This is a genomic window from Gordonia sp. (in: high G+C Gram-positive bacteria) (assembly GCF_047606305.1).
Taxonomy (GTDB): Bacteria; Actinomycetota; Actinomycetes; order Mycobacteriales; family Mycobacteriaceae; genus Gordonia.
Genome location: NZ_JASGER010000042.1, coordinates 1 through 21,346 on the forward strand (window position 1 = coordinate 1; position 21,346 = coordinate 21,346).

General features: G+C 69.9%; 22 protein-coding genes. 12 read left to right on the forward strand and 10 right to left on the reverse strand.

Annotation, left to right across the window (positions count from 1 at the left end; translation table 11 throughout):
* From QM634_RS06170 to QM634_RS06180, 3 genes are all read right to left on the reverse strand, one after another.
* A partial coding sequence (locus QM634_RS06170) for an acyl-CoA dehydrogenase family protein (RefSeq protein WP_415041892.1) occupies positions 1 to 281 on the reverse strand: 281 nt, incomplete at its 3' end.
* A 2-nt stretch (positions 282 to 283) separates the two neighbouring features.
* The gene (locus QM634_RS06175; RefSeq protein WP_415041893.1) at positions 284 to 1,450 is read right to left on the reverse strand and encodes an acyl-CoA dehydrogenase family protein; all 1,167 of its coding nucleotides are present in this window, start codon (positions 1,448 to 1,450) and stop codon (positions 284 to 286) included.
* 3 nt (positions 1,451 to 1,453) lie between these two features.
* Positions 1,454 to 2,356: an enoyl-CoA hydratase gene (locus QM634_RS06180; protein ID WP_415041894.1), complete on the reverse strand. Its 903-nt coding sequence runs from the start codon at positions 2,354 to 2,356 to the stop codon at positions 1,454 to 1,456.
* A 91-nt stretch (positions 2,357 to 2,447) separates the two neighbouring features.
* Between QM634_RS06180 and QM634_RS06185 the strand changes: the two genes are divergently transcribed.
* The gene (locus QM634_RS06185; protein WP_415041895.1) at positions 2,448 to 2,654 is read left to right on the forward strand and encodes a hypothetical protein; all 207 of its coding nucleotides are present in this window, start codon (positions 2,448 to 2,450) and stop codon (positions 2,652 to 2,654) included.
* A gap of 2 nt (positions 2,655 to 2,656) precedes the next feature.
* Here the strand turns inward: QM634_RS06185 and fdxA are convergent, their stop codons facing one another.
* The 3 genes from fdxA to QM634_RS06200 all read right to left on the reverse strand — a co-directional run bounded on the left by fdxA (position 2,657) and on the right by QM634_RS06200 (position 4,667).
* Positions 2,657 to 3,004 carry a ferredoxin gene (gene fdxA, locus QM634_RS06190; RefSeq protein WP_415041896.1) on the reverse strand — a complete coding sequence of 116 codons (348 nt, stop codon included), beginning with the start codon at positions 3,002 to 3,004 and terminating at the stop codon, positions 2,657 to 2,659.
* A 4-nt stretch (positions 3,005 to 3,008) separates the two neighbouring features.
* Positions 3,009 to 3,623, reverse strand: a complete 615-nt coding sequence (locus tag QM634_RS06195) for a DUF2249 domain-containing protein (protein ID WP_415041897.1) — start codon at positions 3,621 to 3,623, stop codon at positions 3,009 to 3,011.
* Between the two features lie 156 nt (positions 3,624 to 3,779).
* Positions 3,780 to 4,667: an IclR family transcriptional regulator gene (locus QM634_RS06200; protein ID WP_415041898.1), complete on the reverse strand. Its 888-nt coding sequence runs from the start codon at positions 4,665 to 4,667 to the stop codon at positions 3,780 to 3,782.
* Between the two features lie 51 nt (positions 4,668 to 4,718).
* On the opposite strand from QM634_RS06200, the gene cysD reads away from it, so the two are divergent.
* From cysD to purL, 5 genes are read left to right on the forward strand one after another with little or no spacing between them, the layout of a single operon-like run.
* Complete coding sequence (gene cysD / locus QM634_RS06205; RefSeq protein WP_415041899.1) at positions 4,719 to 5,633, forward strand: sulfate adenylyltransferase subunit CysD; 915 nt, start codon at positions 4,719 to 4,721, stop codon at positions 5,631 to 5,633.
* Positions 5,633 to 7,510 carry a sulfate adenylyltransferase subunit CysN gene (gene cysN, locus QM634_RS06210; protein WP_415041900.1) on the forward strand — a complete coding sequence of 626 codons (1,878 nt, stop codon included), beginning with the start codon at positions 5,633 to 5,635 and terminating at the stop codon, positions 7,508 to 7,510. The genes cysD and cysN overlap by 1 nt, the downstream gene beginning before the upstream one ends.
* Entirely contained in the window at positions 7,511 to 8,311 is an 801-nt protein-coding gene (locus QM634_RS06215; protein ID WP_415041901.1) for a 3'(2'),5'-bisphosphate nucleotidase CysQ, read from the forward strand.
* A 40-nt stretch (positions 8,312 to 8,351) separates the two neighbouring features.
* Positions 8,352 to 9,503 (forward strand): transporter substrate-binding domain-containing protein, encoded by a 1,152-nt coding sequence (locus tag QM634_RS06220; RefSeq protein ID WP_415041902.1) that lies wholly within the window; start codon positions 8,352 to 8,354, stop codon positions 9,501 to 9,503.
* A gap of 29 nt (positions 9,504 to 9,532) precedes the next feature.
* The gene (purL, locus tag QM634_RS06225) at positions 9,533 to 11,836 is read left to right on the forward strand and encodes a phosphoribosylformylglycinamidine synthase subunit PurL (protein ID WP_415041903.1); all 2,304 of its coding nucleotides are present in this window, start codon (positions 9,533 to 9,535) and stop codon (positions 11,834 to 11,836) included.
* Between the two features lie 19 nt (positions 11,837 to 11,855).
* Here purL and QM634_RS06230 read toward each other — a convergent pair whose 3' ends face one another.
* Positions 11,856 to 12,503 (reverse strand): DUF1707 SHOCT-like domain-containing protein, encoded by a 648-nt coding sequence (locus QM634_RS06230; protein WP_415041904.1) that lies wholly within the window; start codon positions 12,501 to 12,503, stop codon positions 11,856 to 11,858.
* A 48-nt stretch (positions 12,504 to 12,551) separates the two neighbouring features.
* Entirely contained in the window at positions 12,552 to 14,096 is a 1,545-nt protein-coding gene (locus tag QM634_RS06235) for a DUF222 domain-containing protein (RefSeq protein WP_415041905.1), read from the reverse strand.
* Positions 14,097 to 14,289: 193 nt separating this feature from the next.
* Here QM634_RS06235 and QM634_RS06240 point away from each other — a divergent pair, with 193 nt between their 5' ends.
* The 6 genes from QM634_RS06240 to purM are packed head-to-tail and all read left to right on the forward strand — an operon-like array spanning position 14,290 to position 19,723.
* Entirely contained in the window at positions 14,290 to 14,754 is a 465-nt protein-coding gene (locus QM634_RS06240) for a CD225/dispanin family protein (protein ID WP_415041906.1), read from the forward strand.
* 5 nt (positions 14,755 to 14,759) lie between these two features.
* Complete coding sequence (locus tag QM634_RS06245) at positions 14,760 to 15,356, forward strand: hypothetical protein (protein WP_415041907.1); 597 nt, start codon at positions 14,760 to 14,762, stop codon at positions 15,354 to 15,356.
* Positions 15,357 to 15,405: 49 nt separating this feature from the next.
* Positions 15,406 to 16,497, forward strand: coding sequence for a diacylglycerol kinase (locus QM634_RS06250; RefSeq protein WP_415041908.1), 1,092 nt, complete (start codon positions 15,406 to 15,408; stop codon positions 16,495 to 16,497).
* A gap of 12 nt (positions 16,498 to 16,509) precedes the next feature.
* A complete protein-coding gene (locus QM634_RS06255; RefSeq protein WP_415041909.1) occupies positions 16,510 to 16,917 on the forward strand; it encodes a sterol carrier family protein in 408 nt (135 codons plus the stop codon).
* Positions 16,918 to 16,976: 59 nt separating this feature from the next.
* Complete coding sequence (gene purF, locus QM634_RS06260) at positions 16,977 to 18,569, forward strand: amidophosphoribosyltransferase (protein WP_415041910.1); 1,593 nt, start codon at positions 16,977 to 16,979, stop codon at positions 18,567 to 18,569.
* A 56-nt stretch (positions 18,570 to 18,625) separates the two neighbouring features.
* Positions 18,626 to 19,723, forward strand: coding sequence for a phosphoribosylformylglycinamidine cyclo-ligase (gene purM / locus QM634_RS06265; protein ID WP_415041911.1), 1,098 nt, complete (start codon positions 18,626 to 18,628; stop codon positions 19,721 to 19,723).
* A 75-nt stretch (positions 19,724 to 19,798) separates the two neighbouring features.
* Here purM and QM634_RS06270 read toward each other — a convergent pair whose 3' ends face one another.
* Together QM634_RS06270 and QM634_RS06275 are read right to left on the reverse strand one after the other, a co-directional pair.
* Positions 19,799 to 19,969 (reverse strand): DUF3073 domain-containing protein, encoded by a 171-nt coding sequence (locus QM634_RS06270; RefSeq protein ID WP_415041912.1) that lies wholly within the window; start codon positions 19,967 to 19,969, stop codon positions 19,799 to 19,801.
* Between the two features lie 148 nt (positions 19,970 to 20,117).
* Complete coding sequence (locus QM634_RS06275; protein ID WP_415041913.1) at positions 20,118 to 21,302, reverse strand: YgfZ/GcvT domain-containing protein; 1,185 nt, start codon at positions 21,300 to 21,302, stop codon at positions 20,118 to 20,120.
* Positions 21,303 to 21,346: the final 44 nt, after the last annotated feature.

Consider the following 21,346-nt stretch of genomic DNA (forward strand, 5'->3'; position numbering starts at 1 on the left):
ACCGCGGCGAGCGTCTCGGCGACCGGTCCCGGCACGGCGTGGCGGCCGAGCGCCTCGGCGGCGACGACCATCTCGATGGCGCCGGCCCCGGCACCGCCGTGCGCGTCGTCGACCAGCAAACCGGTCAGGCCCAGCTCGGCGAGCTGAGACCAGAGCTCGCGGCCCGGGGCGGTGTCGCCCTCGGACCACGCCCGGTTCGCGGCGACCGCATCGGCGCGCTGCGCCAGGCCGTCGACGGTCTCGGCAAGTCCGACGTGCTCGTCGTCGAGGAGGAACTCCATGGTCAGCGGTCTCCTCGGGGCAGGCCGAGCAGCCGCTCGGCGATGACGTTGCGCTGAATCTCGTTGGTGCCCGCGTAGATCGGGCCGGACAGCGAGAAGAGGTAGCCGTCGGTCCAGCCGTCGACCAGCTCGGCGTCGGCGCCCTGCAACTCGAGTGCCGTCTCGTGCGCGGCGATGTCCCACTGCGACCAGAACACCTTGTTGATCGAGGACTCCATGCCGAGCTGGCCGCCCGCGGCCAGGCGACTGACCGTCGCATAGGTCGACAACTCATAGGCGCGCGAGCCGATCCACGCATCGACGACGCCCTGATCGGTCGACGCCGTGGTGGGAGTCTGCTCCCGCTTCTCGCGCCACAGCTTCAGCAGGCGGTCGGTGGTGGCGAGGAAGCGACCGGGGGAGCGCAGCGAGAGGCCGCGCTCGTTGGCGGCCGTGCTCATCGCGACCTTCCAGCCGTTGTTCACCTCGCCGATGACGCCCGACTCGGCGGGGTTGGCCGGATCGTCGGGGACGAACACGTCCTCGAGGAACAGTTCGGCAAAGCCGGGCTCGCCGTCGAGCTGGGCGATCGGCCGCACCGTGACGCCCTTGCCGCGCAGGTCGAACATGAAATAGGTCAAACCCTTGTGGCGCTGGGCCTCCTTGTCCGAGCGGAACAGCCCGAAGCCCCAGTCGGCGAAGCTGGAGCGCGAACTCCACGTCTTCTGCCCGTTGAGCAGCCAACCACCCTCGGTGCGCGTCGCCGTCGAGCGCAGCGACGCCAGGTCGCTGCCGGCCTCCGGCTCGCTCCACGCCTGGCCCCAGATGTCGTCGGCGCGCGCCATGCGCGGCATGATGCGGTCGAGCTGGTCCTTCGACGCGTGCTCGAACAGCGTCGGCGCCAACAGGAAGATGCCGTTCTGGCTGACGCGTCCGGGTGCTCCGGAGCGGTAGTACTCCTCCTCGAAGATCACCCAGTGCAGCAGCGGCACGTCGCGGCCGCCGTACTCGGTCGGCCAGCTCACGACCGACATGCGGTCGGCGGCCATCTCCGCCTCCCATTTGCGATGGGCCTCGAAGCCCTCCGCGGTGTCCATCGAGGGCAGCGGCTCGGCGGGCACGTGTGCCCGGAGCCACGAGCGCACCTCGTCGCGGAAGGCGATCGCATCGTCGTCGAACAGGAGATCCACGGATCAGCCCTTCTTTTCCGCCGACGACTTCATCGACTTCGCATCCATCCCGCCCAGCGAGTCCCCGCCGTCCTCGGCGTTGGCGCTGTGCGCGTAGTGGTGCCAGCCGAAGACCGAGTCCATCGCGTTGCGCATACCCATCTGGTCCTCGCAGATGTTGACCGCCTTCTTCGACAGGAACAGGCCCTGCATCGGCATCTGCACCATCTGTTCGGCGATCGAGGTGACCTTGGCGTCCAACTCGTCGCGCGGCACGACGTGGTTGACCATGCCCCAGTCGAGGGCTTGGGCCGCGGTGAAGCGCTCCCCCGTGAACAGGATCTCCTTGGCCCGACGCGGTCCCAGCACGTAGGCGTGGGCGAAGTACTCGACGCCGGGGATCCCCATGCGGGCCACCGGGTCGGAGAAGAAGGCGTCGTCGGAGGCGACGATGAAGTCGCAGCTCCAGGCGAGCATCAGACCGCCGGCGATGCAGGCGCCGTGGACCTGGGCGATCACCGGCTTGGGGATCTCGCGCCAGCGGCGGCACATCCCCAGGTACACCTCGGTCTCGCGTGCCAGGCGCTGGTCCGCGCCGGTCTTGTCGGTGTGGTCCCAGTGCAATGCGGCGACGTTGTCGTAGTAGGTGTCGAAGTCGCGCTCGGGGGTGCCGATGTCGTGACCGGCGGAGAAGTGCTTGCCGTTCGCGCGCAACACGATGACCTTGACCGCCGGGTCGTCGACCGCCTTGCGGTACGCCGCGTCCAGCGAATACGTCATCACCGAGTTCTGCGCGTTCCGGTAGTCGGGACGGTTCAGCGTCACGTAGGCCAGGGCGCCGTCGAGGGCGGTCTCGTAGGCGACGGGCGACGTGTCCGGCCCCAGTTCGTCGGGGCTCAGCGGGGGTGGGATGACGGCGTCAGTCATGCCGTCCAGACTAACCTAGCAAGTGCTTGGTTGGTAGCGCGGGATGAAGTCCGACGGTGAAATGGTCGCGCAAAACGGGCACAGTGGAGGTATGAGTACTCCCACCCCCTCCGGCGGCGGTTCCGGCTCGGTCAGTCCGGGTGTCTGGAAAGCCATCGCCGTCATCGGCATCGCCCTGGTCGCGCTGATCGTTTTGGAGCCCGTGATCAAGGGGCTGATCTGGATCGGCATCCTCGCGTTGGCGGTGTACGGCGGCCTCATGTTGCTGTCCGGCGGCAAGTCCGGCAGCAAGAAGTAGCGCTACGCGTTCTCCTGCACCGGCAGTGACGTGACGAGTGGGGCGTCGGCCGCGGTGACGCCGGTCTTGGCGGCGCCGCCCGGCGATCCGAGCGGCTCGGCCAGCCCCGGCAGCATCTTTTCGAAGAAGTCGGCGTTGTCGGATTGGTAGTCCGCCCACTCGTCGGGCAGGTCGTCCTCGTAGAAGATCGCCTCGACGGGGCAGACCGGCTCGCACGCGCCGCAGTCGACGCATTCGTCCGGGTGGATGTACAGGCTGCGCGACCCCTCGTAGATGCAGTCGACCGGGCACTCCTCGACGCAGGCGCGGTCCTTGACGTCGACGCAGGGCTGGGCGATCACGTACGTCATCGGCTCAGCCGCGCTCGGCGTCGAAGGGTTCGATCGTCAGCGAGGGTTCGCGATGCGTGTGGACGGTCAGGTAGCCCAGCCCGTCGGGGCCGGCGGTGAACGACCGTCGCGACTGCCGCGGCAGCCACACGAGGTCGCCGGCCGCGACGGCGACGTCCTCGCCCTCGGTCCCGACGGTGCCCGATCCGGCGAGCACGTGGACGAGCACATCCACCTCGCCGCCGACGTGCTCGCCGATGGACCCGCCCGGCGCGAGTCGGATGAGGTTGGCGTCCAGATGACGGTCGCGCAGCTCGAGCTTCCAGGCGACATCGGCGGCATCGGTCGGAGCATCGGTGAGCGCGGCGGTGTTGCCGAGTTTGCGGGGGAGTGCGGTCGAGGAGGTCTTGCCGATTCGTATCCGGTAGTTGCCCCTTTCCCGGTTCAGGTAGTCCCAGGAGTAGCCGCCGGGCCGCTCGACGTCGAACTCGTCGCGGAGGTGTCGGGGGTCGTGGTCGTTGACCAGGACGAGGGCCTCACCAGCCGAGAGGCTGTCGAAGAGGGCGAAGATCTTCGGGTGCCGCTGTGACTTGGGGATCTCGCGGACATCGATCTCCGGGGCGTCCGATCGGGCAGTCATGGACCCTCTTTTCGCATCGTCTTCGCAGGTGGAGAATTTAGATGATTTCTGTAGTGAAAATCCTACCGACGCCGTCGCCGGGGCGACAGGGACCTTCGGCCTGCGGAAAACCGCACCGGGGTGCGCGACGGACGTGATCATCACGTCGGTCGGTCGCTATCGGCCCGATCTCAGTAGCTTCGCGGCCTGTGCGGTGGCCCGGCCGACGGCGATCAGGTCGGCGGCGGTCATGGTCGCGTTGGGACAGGCGACCACCGAGGCGACGACCCGTCCGCCCTCGTCGAAGACCGGTGCGCCCACGGTGACCGCACCGACCTCGCCGGTCAGCTCGGCGGGGAGGTAGTCGATCGCGGCGAGCTCGGACACGAGCGCCCCGACGCGGCTGCGCAGTGCGGCGGGCACGCTCGACATGTCCGCCAGCGAGTCCATCACCGCCCGGTGCTCGTCGGTGATCCGCTCGACGGAATAACCTCGCTCGGCGATCGCGGGCAGGACCCGGCGCAGGCGGTCCCGATCCTCCGGGCGTGCCCGATCGATCCACTCGGCCTGGACCGCCGCCGGTTCCCAGGCGAGGAATTCGCGGCAGATCGGCGGCCGCAGCGTGATCGGGCGACCGATCTGAAGGTGAGGGGCGCGGCTGCGGTCGGGGGCGTATTCGACGACCGTGATCGACGCGTCATCGAGCCGCCGCGCGAGGAACACCGGCATCTGCAGGTCGCGGGACAGCTCACCGATGACCGGGCGCGCCACCGAACCCAGGTGGTCGCCGTCGAGGGCGCGCGCAGCGGTGGCCAGGAAGTCCGAACCGAGGGTGATGTGGCCGGCGGGGTCGCGGTCGAGCCAGCGCAACGCGACCAGTTCGGCGACGATCGCGTGTGCCGTGGCGCGCGACATCCCGGTGTCGCGCACAATGTCGGCCAGGGTGGTGTGCCGGTCGGGGCGGTTGGCCCGGGAGTCGACGACCGCGCCCAGCACGGCGACCGCGCGCCGCGTCGGTGGCGACGGTTGACGGTCGGCGGGCCCATCCCCTACGGTCTGTGTCATATAGTCAACACATACCGTCGAATATTCGACAAGTCAACCGAAAGCGTCACCGTGAGCGAAACCCGCTACGAGCTGTCCCACCTCCAGGCCCTCGAGGCCGAATCGGTGCACATCTTCCGTGAGGTCGCGGCCACGTTCAGCAATCCGGGGCTGCTGTTCTCCGGCGGCAAGGACTCGGTGGTCATGTACGCACTGGCGCGCAAGGCCTTCTGGCCGGCGCCGCCGCCCTTCGCGTTGATGCACGTCGACACCGGCCACAACTTCGACGAGGTCATCGAGTTCCGCGACCGCCTGGTCGAGCAGACCGGCGCCCGCCTCGTGGTGAGCCACGTGCAGGACGACATCGACGCCGGCCGCGTCGTGGAGCAGACCGGCCCGGGGACCAGCCGAAACCGGCTGCAGACCGCGGCGCTGCTGCGCGGCATCACCGAGAACCGCTTCGACGCGGTGTTCGGCGGCGCCCGCCGCGACGAGGAGAAGGCCCGCGCCAAGGAGCGCGTCTTCAGCTTCCGCAACCGTGAGGGCGGGTGGGACCCGCGCGCCCAGCGGCCCGAGCTCTGGCACCTGTACAACGGCCGTCACCACCCGGGCGAGCACATCCGTGTGTTCCCGCTGTCCAACTGGACCGAGCTGGACATCTGGCAGTACATCGCCGCCGAGGAGATCGAGCTGCCGTCCATCTACTACGCGCACGAGCGCGAGGTGGTCCCGCGCGACGGGATGCTGCTGGCGCAGACCCGGTTCCTGGAGACCTATCCGGGCGAGCAGGCCCATGTCGAGCGCGTGCGGTTCCGCACCGTCGGCGACGCGACGTGCACCGGCTGCGTCGAATCCGACGCCGACACCGTCGAGAAGGTCATCGAGGAGATCTCGTCGACGCGCATCACCGAGCGCGGGGCCACCCGCGCCGACGACCGGATCTCCGAGGCGGGCATGGAGGATCGGAAGAAGGAAGGGTACTTCTGATGGCACGCGACCCGCAGCCGGCGGCCAAGCCCGAGCGCGACCGCAGCGAACTGCTGCGCCTGGCGACCGCGGGATCGGTCGACGACGGGAAGTCGACGCTGATCGGGCGACTGTTGTTCGACTCGAAGAGCATCTTCACCGACCAGCTCGAGGCGATCGAGCGGACCAGTGCCCAACGCGGCACCGAGTTCACCGACCTCGCGCTGCTCACCGACGGCCTGCGCGCCGAGCGCGAGCAGGGCATCACCATCGACGTCGCCTACCGGTACTTCTCGACGCCGCGGCGCAAGTTCATCATCGCCGACACCCCCGGCCACGTGCAGTACACGCGCAACATGGTCACCGGGGCGTCGACCGCCGACCTCGCCATCATCCTCATCGACGCGCGCAAGGGCGTGCTCGAGCAGACCCGGCGGCACGCCTTCCTGTCGTCGCTCCTGGGCATCCCGCACCTGACTGTCTGCGTCAACAAGATGGACCTGGTCGACTGGTCGCAGGAGCGCTTCGAGGAGATCCGCGAGGAGTTCGTCGAGTTCGCCGCCAAGCTCAACGTCGCCGACCTCACCTTCATCCCGATCTCGGCGCTGGCCGGTGACAACGTCGTCACCGCGTCGACGAACATGGACTGGTACTCGGGCCGCACGCTGCTGAGCCACCTGGAAGAGGTGTACATCGCCAGCGACCGCAACCTGATCGACGCGCGCCTGCCGGTGCAGTACGTCGTGCGACCGCAGGACCGGGAGGGATCGGACCACCGCGCCTATGCGGGCACCGTCGCCGGTGGCCGGTTCTGCGTCGGCGACGAGGTCGTGGTGTTGCCCAGCGGCTTCACCTCGACCATCACCAGCCTGTGGGCGCCGGGCGGCGCCAAGGTCGACGAGGCCTTCGCCGGCATGGCGATCACCGCCGAGCTGGCCGACGAGATCGACATCGTGCGCGGGGACATGCTGGCGCGGACCAACAACCGGCCGCACGTCGGGCGCGACCTGGACGCGCTGGTCTGCTGGTTCTCCGAGGACGCCGACCTCGAGCCGGGCAAGCGGTACACGCTGCAGGGGGCCACGTCGGCGACGCGCGCGGAGGTCTCCGAGCTGAACTACCGGCTCGACGTCAACACACTGCACCGCGACGCCGAGGCCGACCGCCTGGCGCTCAACGAGATCGGCCGCGTGTGGCTGCACCTGCGCGAGCCGATGATGTTCGACTCCTACCAGCGCAACCGGGAGACGGGCAGCTTCATCCTCGTCGACGAGGCCACCAACAAGACGGTCGCCGCGGGCATGATCAGCGGTCCGCACACCCACAACGCCAACATCGTCTGGCAGACCACCAAGGTCACCCGCTACCAGCGACCGCAGCTCGGCGCCACCCTCTGGATGACCGGGCTGTCCGGGTCGGGCAAGTCGACGCTGGCCATCGAGTTGGAGCGGCGCCTCATCGCGCAGGGGCGTCCCGCCTACATCCTCGACGGGGACAACCTGCGCCACGGATTGAACGCCGACCTGGGCTTCTCCGACGAGGACCGACAGGAGAACATGCGGCGCACCGCGCAGGTCGCCGCCCTGTTCGCCGACGCCGGGGTCGTCGCGATCGTGTCGATGATCAGCCCGTTCGCGGCCGATCGTGCCGCGGCCCGCGAGATCCACCAGGACCAGGTGCTCGAGTTCCACGAGATCTTCGTCGACACTCCGCTGGCCGACTGCGAGGAGCGCGACCCGAAGGGGCTGTACGCGAAGGCGCGCGCCGGGGAGATCCGCGACTTCACCGGGATCGACTCGCCCTACGAGCGGCCGACCGCCGCGGACATCGTCGTCACCCCCGCCGACGGTCCGGCCGGTGACGTCGCCGAATCGATCCTGCGCGACCTGGGACTGTAGATGACCGTGAACCCGACCCCCGACCTGTCTGACGTCGAGCTGTCGGCGGCGTTGGCCACCGCGGCGGGGGAACTGCTCCTCTCGGTCCGCGCCGACTCCGGACTGTCCGGGCGCGAACTCGGCGACGCCGGAGACCGCCGATCCGACGACTTCCTGCAGGAGCAGCTCGCGCGGCTGCGCCCCGACGACGCGGTGCTCAGCGAGGAGTCCGCCGACGACCTGTCGCGGCTCGACGCCGGTCGGGTGTGGATCGTCGACCCCGTCGACGGCACCCGCGAGTACGGCACCGAGGGGCGCGCCGACTGGGCGGTGCACGTGGCGCTGTGGGCGACGGCGCCGGGAACGGGCGGTGGCCTCGTCGCCGGTTCCGTCGCGCTGCCCGCGTTGGGGCTCACCTACTCCTCGGACGACGCTCCGGTCGCACCGGCAGCCGGCCTCGCCCCGCCGCGCACCGACCGGCCGCGGGTCGTCGTGAGCGGGTCGCGGCCGCCGGTCTTCGCCGACGCGGTCGCCGACGCCCTCAACGCCGAGCTGGTGGCCGTCGGATCGGCCGGCGCGAAGGCGATGGCCGTGGTCCGCGGGGAGGCCGACGCCTACGTCCACGGCGGGGGACAGTTCGAGTGGGACTCGGCCGCGCCGGTCGCCGTCGCCCGGGCGAAGGGGCTGTGGTGCAGCCGCATCGACGGATCCCCACTGCTGTACAACCGGCGCGACACCTACCTGCCGGACCTCATCGTGTGCCGCCCAGAGCTGTCCGAGGCGATCATCGCGGCCATCGCCGTCGCCCCGACACAGGCGTAATCAGCACCTGTCACCGCTGCTCGCTGGCTATTCTCAAGCGGTGAGTTCACGATTCGCAAGGCCCGGCAAACCGGCCCGCTGGCCGATCCTCGCCATCGTCGCGCTGATCGTCGGCATGCTGGCGGGCGGACCCGCGATCGCCCCGCCGAAGGCGCACGCCGAGCCGCGGTCGGTGACCTTCACGATGAGCACGCTGAGCCCGTTCACGATGGTCAAGGACGGCCATTTCAGCGGGTTCACGGTCGACGTCTGGAACGAGATCGCCCGCCGCAACGGGTGGACCACCGTGTTCCGCGAGGACAAGGACGTCCCGGCCCAGTTCAACGCGGTCGACGCCGGCGACGCCGATGTGGCCGGCGGCGCGATCTCGATCACCGCCGAACGGACCGAGCGGTTCGACTTCTCCCAGCCCACACTCAACGCCGGGCTGCAGATCATGGTCCCGGACACCAGCAGCGAGCACCAACCGCCCGGGCTCGTGGACTTCCTGAAGCTCCTGTTCGCCAAGCCGATGCTGTTCTGGTTGCTGACCGCTCTCGCACTCGCGCTCATCCCGGCGCACCTCTACTGGTTCTTCGAGCGGCGCCACAGCGACGCGGACATCTCCACGTCCTACTTCCCGGGGATCTTCCAGGCGATGAACGCCGCCCTCGGGTCGCTCATCGCCGTCGGCGACGATTCGCCGCGGCATTGGCTGACGCGGACCCTGACCCTGCTGTGGGCGTTCGTGGGCGTCATCTTCGTGGCGTTCTACACCGCCACGTTGACCGCGCACCTGACCGTGGAGAAGTTCGACTCGCAGATCCAGGGTCCCAAGGACCTCTACGGCAAGAAGGTCGCGACCGTCGCCAACACCACGTCGGCGGCCTACCTCGACGCCAACAGCATCGCGTCGACCAAATTCGACGACACCGACCAGGCGCTGAACGCGATCCGCCAGGACTACGACGCCGTCGTCTTCGACGCGCCGGTCCTGCGGTTCTTCCTCAACCACCAGGGTGCCGGTGCCGGTGAGGTCACCGGGCCGATCTTCGAGGCCGAGGACTACGGATTCGCCTTCCGGTTGAACAGTGAGCTGCGCAAGCCGGTCAACGCCGCACTGCTCGCGATGCGTGAGGACGGCACCTACGACCGCATCAAGCAGGGCTGGTTCGGCGACGACCAGAGCAGCAGCGGCGACGGGCCGAACTGAGCCGGAGTTGCTCGCTTAGACTTGAGCCCGTGACTCCCCACGTCGACACCGTCGCGAATGCCGAGCAGACCCCCGACCAGCCGCAGCCCTTCACCGAACTCGGGCTGAAGGACGACGAGTACGCGCGGATCCGCGAGATCCTCGGCCGTCGCCCCACCGATGCCGAGCTGGCCATGTACTCGGTGATGTGGTCCGAGCACTGCAGCTACAAGTCGTCGAAGGTGCACCTGCGCTACTTCGGCGAGACGACCACCGACGAGATGCGGTCGAAGATGCTCGCGGGCATCGGCGAGAACGCCGGCGTCGTCGACATCGGCGACGGTTGGGCGGTGACCTTCAAGGTCGAGTCGCACAACCACCCGTCGTACGTCGAGCCCTACCAGGGTGCGGCGACCGGCGTCGGCGGCATCGTGCGCGACATCATGGCGATGGGCGCCCGACCGATCGCGGTCATGGACCAACTGCGCTTCGGCGCGGCCGACGCGCCCGATACCCGACGCGTCGTCGATGGCGTGGTCCGCGGCGTCGGCGGTTACGGCAACTCGCTGGGCCTGCCCAACATCGGCGGGGAGACCGTCTTCGACGCGAGCTATGCGGGCAACCCGCTGGTGAACGCGCTGTGTGCCGGTGTGCTGCGGGTCGAGGACCTCAAGCTGGCCTTCGCCTCCGGTGCCGGCAACAAGATCATCCTGTTCGGTGCGCGGACCGGCCTCGACGGCATCGGCGGCGTCTCGGTGTTGGCGTCGGAGACCTTCGACGACACCGGCGAGGACGGACCCAGCCGCAAGAAGCTGCCGTCGGTGCAGGTCGGCGACCCGTTCACCGAGAAGGTCCTCATCGAGTGCTGCCTGGACCTGTACCGCGAGGACCTGGTCGTCGGCATTCAGGACCTCGGTGGCGCCGGACTGTCGTGCGCCACCTCCGAACTGGCGGCCGCCGGTGACGGGGGCATGCACATCGACCTCGAGCAGGTGCCGATGCGCGCCGAGGGCATGACGCCCGCGGAGGTGCTCTCCAGCGAGTCGCAGGAGCGCATGTGTGCGGTCGTCGCGCCGGAGAACGTCGACAAGTTCATGGACGTGTGCCGCCGGTGGGATGTGCTGGCGACTGTGATCGGCGAGGTCACCGACGGTGATCACCTGGTCATCGACTGGCACGGCGAGACCGTCGTCGACGTGCCGCCGCGCACCGTCGCACACCAGGGCCCGGTTTATGAGCGCCCCGTCGAGCGACCGGAGTGGCAGGACGGCGTCATCGCCGACACGAGCGCGTCGCTGCCGCGACCGTCGACCCCCGACGAGTTGCGCGCGACCACCCTGCAGATGATCGCCTCCCCGGCGCTGTGCAGCCGCGCGTTCATCACCGAGCAGTACGACCGCTACGTGCGCGGCAACACCGTGCTGGCCGAGCACGCCGATTCGGGCATGATCCGCATCGACGAGAAGACCGGCCGCGGCATCGCGCTATCGACCGACGCGTCGGGTCGCTACACCTACCTCGACCCGTACCGCGGCGCGCAGCTCGCCCTCGCCGAGGCCTACCGCAACGTCGCGGTGTCCGGTGCGACGCCGGTCGCGGTGACCAACTGCCTCAACTTCGGCTCGCCCGAGGACCCCGCGGTGATGTGGCAGTTCAGCCAGGCGGTGCGCGGTCTGGCCGACGGCTGTGCCCAGCTGGGCATCCCGGTCACCGGCGGCAATGTCAGCTTCTACAACCAGACGGGCGCCACCGCGATCCTGCCGACGCCGGTCGTCGGCGTGCTCGGCGTCATCGACGACGTGCGCCGCCGCATCCCCACCGGGATCGGCACGGAGCCGGGGGAGACCCTGATCCTGCTGGGCGAGACGCGCGACGAGTTCGACGGTTCGATCTGGGCGCAGGTCGCCGGCGACCACCTCGGCGGCGTGCCCCCGCAGGTCGACCTCGAGCGCGAGCGGCTGCTCGGCGAGATCCTGGTCGCGGCCTCGCGCGACGGCCTGGTGTCCGCGGCCCACGACATTTCCGAGGGGGGACTCATCCAGACGGTGATCGAAGCGGCGCTGGCCGGCGAGACCGGTTGTCGGGTCATCCTGCCCGAGGGCGCCGACCCCTTCGTGTGGCTGTTCTCCGAGTCCGCCGGACGCGTCCTGGTGGCGGTGCCGCGCACCGAGGAGTCCCGCTTCTGCTCGATGCTCGACGCGCGGTCGATGCCGTGGACGCGCATCGGCGTCGTCGACCAGGGCGCCGACGACGTCAGCGTCCAGGACCAGTTCTCGATTCCGTTGGCCGAGCTGCGCGAAGCCCACGGTTCGACCCTCCCGCGGCTCTTCGCCGAAGGACTGCATTCGGTTTAGCCCCTGGTCACCGCGCTGCTCAGCGTGCCCGCCGTGGGCCGGTGTACTGGCCGCGCGCGACGCGCTCGGCCGCCACGGAGCCGAGCACGGCGCGGCCCTTGACGATGATGCGAGGCGCCCCGGGACGGCCGGAACCGGCGGCAGAGGAGATGAACGACCCGGCGACGCCGGAACCGTGGACCTCACAGGTGACGTCCGAGGGGATCAGCACACGGATGTTGCCGAGGACGGCGCGACAGCTGACGGTGAGGACCGGAGCGGTGAACTCGACGTCGCGCAGATCCACCTCGACACTGCCCATCACCGTCCTGACCGACAGGTGATCGCCCACCACGGCGCCGCCGCGGAGTTCGTGGCTGGACAGGATCGATGTCGCCTTGGTGACCGGTGCGGCTCCCGAGGAGCTGATCTGCGTCCTACCGGTGTCGAGCTGCGCGAGTTCACCGCCGAGGCGCTCAACCGGCAGGTCGGCGCACAGCGCGTCCAGCTCGCCAAGGTTGGCGGCCGACAGTGCGGTGCCGGCACGTTCGGTGTATTCCTCCGGCGTGATCACACCCGCACTCATGGCGGCAGCCAGAAACGCGTCGGCCCGATTGCGGTCGGCGTTGCCGGCACGGACCCGGGCGCGATCGGGGTCGCCGGGGCGGGCGGGGAAGTAGGAGGTCACATCATCCAGGCTACCGACCTGTGCACCTGCAAGCGCCGGGCCGGCTGATCAAACGTTCGCGTACCCGAGCCGGGCGCAGAGGCGAGATTCCACGGCCGAGGTGTCCCGGGGGTCCGGCCTCGGCGGATCCGGGTCGCCGTCGGTGAACCGAGCCCGCAGGCGTCGGATGCTCTGATGGGCCAATTCCTCGGGGTGGTGACTGAGGTTGATGCGGGGTTGGCCGGGTTCGCCGTCGCGGCAGCGCATCCGCCAGGCGACGCGACCGGCGTATGGACCGTGGCGCTGGTAGACGGTCTCCCATTGACCCGGCTCGTCGCCCACCCGGCGGTTGTGCCTCGCCGACGCGGCGGTCAGCTTGTCGATGTCGGTTTCCCCGCCCTTGGCCCAGTCGGGAAGGTGGTGGGCCTGCGTGAAGATGAACGGGGTGTCGTCGTCGGGTGCGGTGCCGCCGCGGTCGCGGGCGAAGATCGCGAGCCGCTGTGCGGTGGTGGCCGATCGCTTGGCCCGCCCGTGGTACAGGATTTCGCGGGTGTGGTTGCGGAAGACCACCAGGGATTGGTCGGCGCTGGCGGCCAGCTCCACGAGGTCCCGGATCGGCACCAGGGTGCCGGTGGCGGAGAGAGCGGTTCCGCTGCGCTTGACGATGTCGGACAGGGGAGCGGTGAACACCAGTTGGGTGGGGATTCGGTTCGGCTTGCCGAGGCCGCCGTGGCCGATGATGTAGTCGCACATCGCCTCGAGGGCGTCGTGGGTGCGTTGCTCTGGCGTGCGACGGTCACGTTCCCGCGCGTCGGCCAGCTTCTGCTGCGCGACGGGATCGGCGCCGATCTCGGTGGCCGAGCCGAACAGTCGCCGCGCGTGTTCGTCGTCGCGGTTGTTCATCCCGGGCGCGGCCCAGTTGGCGAAGATCAGCTCGAGCTTGGCGCGCAGTGCGGGGGTGAGGGTGCCGCGCAGCGCGGACATCAGCTGCTGATCGGGGCTGCCGATCGTCGCGCTGCGCTGACGCTTGCGGTCGCGGTCGTCGGCCAATGCGCCGTCGGGGTCGAGATAGGTGAGCAGGCAGGTCCCGGCCTTGCGCAGTTCTTGCGGGGTCAGGTCGGCGGCCATGGCGGCCAGGTCCGTCTCGGCCTGCTCGACGACCTCGTCGGGCACCTTGCTCGGAATTCGTCGGAGGACGTCGCGAATCTCGTCGACGTGGGCGCCGCCGATCCGGCCGGCCGCGACCGCCGCTGCGGTCGCCGGGAACCGCGGCTCGCGCGTCTCGCCGGTCAGACCCGTCAGTCGGGCGATCTTCTCCGCCCGCCGGTATCGCTTCTTGGCCTCGGGACGGCCCAGCCGCAACCCCTTGGCCAACCACGTCATGGGGTGGGTGAATCCGGCGCGCGAGTACGCGCAGCGGTCGTTGATCTCGGTGAAGAGCTGGGCGTCGACGCCTTCGCAGGCGCGGCGGACGGCTTCCAATTCGCGTGCCGCGGTGAGGAGGTCGTCCTCGGTCTCCGCGGCCCAGGCCGCGTCGGCCAGCTTGTCGACCACCGCCCGCGCCAGTGCGACCAGTTCGGCCGGTGAATCCGGCAACGTGTCGGTGGCAGTCATCGGACTCACCTCCTCAAGCCCTGAACAACATGTTGTTCGAATCTGTGTTCAGGCTATCGCGGGGGTCTGACAAACTCGGACGCCCGAGCAGGCCCCTCGCCGCGGTTGTCGCACCTTCGAATGCCGGCGGGTCCGCGACCGGACGCCGATCAGTAGACTTTGGGCCAACGTTCACCACTAACGAGGCGAGTACATGACGAACCCGATCGACCCGACGAACCCCGGCCAGCAGGATCCCACCGGCGCGACTCCCGGCGCGGTGCCGGACTACACGGCGCCGACCGCGCAGCCGTATGCCCAGCAGTACGGGCAGCCCGCTCCGCAGCCCTACGCGCAGCCGTACGCCAGCCCCTACGGCCCGCCGCCCAACAGCAACCTCGTCATGCCGATCATCTCGGCGGTCCTCGGCTTCGTCGCGCTCAGCGCCTGCTGTGGTGTGATCCCGCTGGTCCTCGGGATCCTCGGCATCGTGAAGTCCAACGAGGTCACCAGCAAGTGGGCCATGGGCGATCACGCCGGCGCGGTCGCGTCGTCGGAGGACGCCCGCAAGTTCGGCCTGTGGGGCATCATCTCGGTCGTCGTGATGGCGGTCATCGCGGTCATCGCGTGGATCATCATCATGGTCGTCGCGGCGAACTCGGGCACCAGCAGCTACTAGCCCACATGACGATCCCGCCGGAAGGCCACGAACAGCACCCGCCCGGGTACGGCCCACCGCCGGGCTACGGCCCGCCACCCGGGTACGGCCCGCCGCCCGGGTACGGCCAACCGGTGTACGGGCAACCGATCTACGGCCAGCCCGCCTATGACTACGCCGCCTACGGCCAGGCCTACAACCGGCCGACGAGAGGCAACGTCACGGCCGTTGCGGTGCTCTGCTTCTTCGGCGCCTTCCACATGCTGGTGGTCGGCATCTTCAGCCTGGCGCGGGTGCTCCCCGCGATCGGCCACCTAGGCCTGGGCCACTGGGACTTCTGGATCCAGGGCGTCGTCGGGGCCGCGGCCGTGGTGGCGGCGATCCAGCTCGTCATGGGGGGAGTGCAGGTGCTTCGCGGCCGACCGAACGGTCGGGTGTTCGTCATCGCCGGCTGCGCCACCGCCATCGTCCTCAGCGTGCTCTACGTGGTGGTCCTCATCCTGTCCATGTTCGGTTCGCGCTACTTCGGCATCGCGCCGTTCGGGCTGTTCGCGATCGTCGGTGCGATCGCCGCCATCGCCTTCGCCTCGGTCACGCTCGCGATGACGCGTTCGATCCGATAGTCGCGCGGAATCGCCCAACCAGAACTGGAACGTGTTCTAGTCTGGCGACATGACTCTTCGCGTCGTCGAATGGTCGACCGGCACCGTCGGTCGGCACGCCATCGAGGGAATCGACCGCCACCCCGACCTGGAACTGGTCGGCGTCTGGGTCTCGGATCCGGCGAAGGTCGGCAAGGACGCCGGCCGCCTCGCCGGGCTGGACCGGGACCTCGGTGTGCTCGCGACGAACGACAAGCAGGCACTGCTCGACCTCGAGCCCGACGCGATCGTGCACACCGCGATGACCGACGACCGGGTGTTCGACGCGATCAAGGACCTCACCGAGTTCGTCCGCGCCGGCGTGAACGTCGTCTCCTCGGGCCCGGTCCTGTTGCAGTACCCGTTCGGCGTCGTGCCCGAGTCGGTGACCGACCCGATCGTCGCGGCGGCGAAGGAAGGCGGCGCCAGCCTGCACGTCAACGGCATCGACCCCGGGTTCGCCAACGACGTGCTGCCACTCGCGATGACCAGCCTGTCGCGCCGGATCGACGAGGTCCGCTGCCTGGAGATCGCCGACTACTCGACCTACTACCAGCCGGTCGTGAACGCGCAGATCTTCGGTTTCGGGCAGCCGATGGACGAGACCCCGATGCTGCTGGCCCCCGGCGTGCTCTCGATGGGCTGGGGCTCGGTCGTCCGGCAGATCGCGGCCGGGCTGAACCTGACCCTCGACGAGCCGCTCGTGGAGCGCATCGAGCAGGTCGCGGCCGACCGCGACTACGAGACCGTGTCGGGAAAGATCCCCAAGGGCACGCGGGCGGCGCTGCACTTTGAGGTCGTCGGGCAGGTCGACGGCGTCGACCGCGTCGTCCTGGAGCACTACACCCGCAATCACCCCGATCAGTGCCCGCAGTGGCCCAAGCCGACGAACGGGGACGGCTGCTACCGCATCGACATCACCGGCGACCCGGTGATGACCGTCGAGTTCGGCCACCACGGCGAGGACGGCGACCACAACGTGTCGGGCATGGTCGTGACGGCGATGCGCCTGGTCAACGCGGTGCCGGCGGTCGTGGCCGCCGAACCCGGGTTGGTCACCGCCCTCGACCTCCCGCTCATCACCGGGGCCGGCCTCGTCGCCGGCCAGTCCGACGCCCGGTAGCGACCGGGCACAATGGTGGGCGTGCGCCCCACCACGACGACGGTCGACCCGGCCCAGTGTCGGGCGGCGGTGGAAGCCGTCGCCGACTGGATCACCGATGACCGGGCACCCGCGCCCCCGCGGCCGGAAATCGCCGCGGCGGTGCGGTTGACCGCCCGCACGCTTCCGCAGCTGGCGCCGGGCAACTCGGTGGAGGTGCGGGTGCCGCCGTTCGTCGCCGTGCAGTGCATCGCCGGGCCGCGACACACCCGGGGCACCCCGCCCAACGTCGTCGAGACGGACCCGCGCACGTGGCTGCGGCTCGCGGCGGGGACGACGACGTTCGACGAGGCCGTCGCCGCAGGCGAGATCCACGCCTCCGGATCGCGGGCCGCCGAGGTCGCCGACTTGTTGCCGATCACACCGCTCAAGATTCGCTGATCGCGGCGATCGGGCCGTAGAATGAAAGTGCCCTCACCGACGACTCACCGGAGCGACTCGTGACCGAACTGTCGATCCACTCGCCCAACCTCCTACCCGACGACTCCTCGTCGTCGGCGTGCGCGCGGGCGAAGCAGGAGCCGACGATCCAGCCCGACAACGAGCCCCGCGAGGAATGCGGCGTCTTCGGCGTGTGGGCCCCCGGCGAGGACGTCGCCAAGCTCAGCTACTACGGCCTCTACGCGCTGCAGCACCGTGGACAGGAAGCGGCCGGCATCGCCGTCGGCGACGGCGCGCAGGTCATCGTCTTCAAGGACCTCGGCCTGGTCAGCCAGGTCTTCGACGAGCAGACCATGGCCTCGATGGTCGGCCACGTCGCCATCGGCCACTGCCGCTACTCGACGACGGGCAGCACCACCTGGGAGAACTCCCAGCCGATCTTCCGCACCACCCCCGCCGGCACGGGCGTCGCGCTCGGTCACAACGGCAACCTGGTGAACACCGCCCAGCTCGCCTCCCGGGCCCACGATCTCGGCCTCGACAGCAGTGGGGGAGCGACGTCGGACTCCGACATCGTCGGCGCCCTGCTGGCCCACGGCGCCGCCGACAAGACCCTCGAGCAGGCCGCACTCGACCTGCTGCCGAGTCTCGAGGGCGCCTTCTGCCTGACGTTCATGGACGAGACCACCCTCTACGCCGCCCGCGACCCGCACGGGATCCGCCCGCTCTCGCTCGGCCGCCTGGACCGCGGCTGGGTCGTCGCGTCGGAGACCGCCGCCTTCGACATCGTCGGCGCCTCCTTCGTCCGCGACATCGAGCCCGGTGAACTGCTCGCCATCGACGCCGACGGTGTGCGCTCGACCCACTTCGCCGAGCCCACGCCCAAGGGCTGCATCTTCGAGTACGTCTATCTCGCCCGCCCGGACAGCGTCATCAACGGCCGCACGGTCAACTCCGCCCGCGTCGACATCGGCCGACGCCTCGCCCGCGAGCACCCCGCCGACGGCGACCTGGTGATCCCCGTCCCCGAATCGGGTACCCCGGCGGCCGTCGGCTACGCCCAGGAGTCGGGCATCCCCTACGCGCAGGGCCTGATGAAGAACGCCTACGTCGGCCGGACGTTCATCCAGCCGTCGCAGACCATCCGCCAGCTCGGCATCCGACTCAAGCTCAACCCGCTGCGCGAAGTGATCCGCGGCAAGCGGCTCGTCGTCGTCGACGACTCGATCGTCCGCGGCAACACCCAGCGCGCGCTGATCCGCATGCTCCGCGAGGCCGGTGCCGCCGAGGTGCACGTGCGCATCGCCTCGTCGCCGGTGCGCTGGCCCTGCTTCTACGGCATCGACTTCGCCTCGCCGGCCGAGCTCATCGCCAACGGCATGGACGCCGACGAGCCGGGCGCGATGGTCGAGGGCGTGCGGCAGGCGATCGGCGCCGACAGCCTCGGCTACATCTCCATCGACGAGATGGTCGCCGCGACCGAGCAGCCGGACTCCCAGCTGTGCAAGGCCTGTTTCGACGGCGAGTACCCGATCGCGCTGCCGACCGAGACGGCGATGGGCAAAGCGGTGCTGGAGTCACTGCGCGCCGCGTCGGGCGTCGACCCGCTCACCGTCGCGAATGACAACGTCAGCGCCGTGATGCGGCCCTGAGCCCGTCGGGTAGCGTAGAGCCCGTTCCCCCTCTTTCCCTCCGCAGGAGTTCTGCCATGTCCAAACGCGACTCGGCCCCGCTCGTCCCGCCGAACGCGTCCTATGCCGCTGCCGGCGTCGATATCGACGCCGGCGAGCGCGCGGTGGAACTGCTCGCGCCGCACGCCAAGCGCGCCACCCGCCCCGAGGTCGTCGGCGGCATCGGTGGCTTCGCCGGGCTGTTCGCGCTCAAGGGCGACTACCGCGAGCCCCTGCTGGCCTCCTCGAGCGACGGCGTGGGCACCAAGCTGGCCGTCGCCCAGGCGCTCGGCAAGCACGACACCGTCGGCCGCGACCTGGTCGCGATGGTCGTCGACGACCTCGTCGTCTGCGGCGCCGAACCACTCTTCCTGCAGGACTACATCGCCATCGGCAAGGTCGTCCCGGAGACGGTCGAGCAGATCGTCAAGGGCATCGCCGACGGCTGCGTCGAGGCGGGCTGCGCCCTTCTCGGCGGCGAGACCGCCGAGCACCCGGGCCTCATGGAGGACGGGCACTACGACATCTCGGCGACCGGCGTGGGCGTCGTGGAGGCCGACGCGGTGCTGTCGGCCGACCGCGTCCGACCGGGCGACGTCGTCATCGCCATGGGCTCGTCGGGCCTGCACTCCAACGGCTATTCGCTGGCCCGCAAGGTGTTGCTCGACTGGGGCCACATGGACCTGCACGGCCACGTGGAGGAACTCGACCGCACCCTCGGCGAGGAACTCCTCGAGCCGACGCGCATCTACGCCCGCGATTGCCTCGCGCTGGCCGCCGAGGCCGACGTGCGCACCTTCGCGCACGTCACCGGCGGCGGGCTGGCCGACAACCTGTCGCGCGTGCTGCCGCCCGGCGTCGTCGCCGAGCTGGACCGCTCGACCTGGACCCCCGCCCCGATCTTCGCCCTCATCGCGCAGCGCGGCCGCGTGGCCCGCGAGGAGATGGAGCGGACCTTCAACATGGGCGTCGGAATGGTCGCGATCGTCGCGCCCGAGGACACCGACCGCGCCCAGGCCGTGCTGACCGCGCGCCACGTCGACAACTGGGTGCTGGGCACCGTCAAGTCCGGCAAGCGCACCGCGAAGGCCAAGACCGGCGTCGCCCACCTCGTCGGCGAGCACCCCCGCTTCTAGCCGGTTTCCGGCAGCACAAAACACGGGCTCACGGCCCGTGTGGTGTGGATCAGTTGAGCAGGCCCGACGAGAACGTCAGGCGCGCTTCCATTCCTCTTCGTCGACCCAGTTGTCCACCGGGTCGGTCTGGGGGAGGTCGTCGCCAGCGAGCTCGCGCTGCAGCCTCTCCAGATCGGTCTGGGGCGTCGAGTACTTCAGTTGACGAGCAACCTTCGTCTGCTTTGCTTTTGCCCGGCCGCGGCCCATTTGGGACCCCCTCGCACACTGCCGGGGCGGCCACAATCCGCTGGTGGCGGCCCCGTGCTCATTTCGTAGGAATGTTCGTGGGTCCCAGTCTAGCGCGAACCGCGCCGGATTGCGGGCACAGGGCGCCCGCCGCGATTCTCCGCGCGCGTCAGTCCCGTCCGCGCAGCCGGTTCACCGCTTCGCGCCCGGCCTGCGGCTGGTCGTCGGCGACGATCGAATCGGGGTCGACGCGCGCCGCGACCGGCTCCCCGTCGACGGTCACCGCCAACGCGGTCGACTCGTCGACACCGCGCTTGACCAGGGCCAACGCGATCGGACCGTACTCGAAATGGTCGATGACGGTACCCACCCGTCCGACGGTGCGCCCGCCGGCGGTGACCGCGTCGCCCGGCTCGGGCCGCGCGTCGGTACTGCCGTCCAGGTGCAGCAGCACCAGGTGTCGCGGCGACTTGCCGAGGTTGTGCACGCGCGCGACCGTCTCCTGGCCGCGGTAGCAGCCCTTGTCCAGGTGGACCGCGCCCTGCTCCTCGCGGGCACCGATCCAGTGCACCTCGTGCGGGATGGCCCGCTCGTCGGTGTCGACGTGGACCAGCGGTCGTCGTGCGGCCACCCGGTGCGCGTGATACGCCCAGGTCCCGGCCATCACGGCACCGGCCTCGACGAGTGCGTGCCAGCGCTGCTGGGCCTCGGTCTCGGGCACCACCAGGTCGACGACCGGCAGGTCGCGGTCGGCGCCGACGGGCGGCATGATCCGCCAGAAGCCCAGCGGCTCGTCGTCGTGGTGCAGCTCGGGCAGGTCGCCGGCGTCGTAGACCTGCGCGCCGGAGCGGATCTCCAGCAACTCGTCGATCTCCGGACTCCGCGGCCCGACGAGCGTCAGCACGCACATGTCCGGCCGCGCCTTCGGCTCGGCCTTCGCCCAGAAGACCATCTTCTGCAGGAAGTCGATCAATTCGGGTCCGCGCGGGCCCGGGGTGTCGATCCAGGTGACCTCGTCGATGTCGGTGAGGACGAAGTGCTCGACGATCCGGCCGTTGAGGTCCAGCGACAGGTCCTCGGCACTCTGCCGGTCGGGCAGTGCGGCGATGTGCTGGCTGGAGATGGTGTGCAGCCAGCTCAACCGCTCCTCGCCGGCGATCTCCAGGACGGCGCGGTCCGAGCGGTCGACGACGATGGTGCCGGTGGTCGCGGCGCGTTGCTCGCCGAGCGGGTCGCCGTAGTGCCAGGCGACCCGGCGCGAGCCGGGTCCGTGGCCGTAGGCGCCCTCCGGTTCGGCGACGGCGCCGACCGCCGGGGCGTCGAGGTGGCTGGTGAGGATGACCGAGTGGCTCACCACTCCAGCGTACGTCGCCGCCGCCCACCATCTAGCCTTGCGGC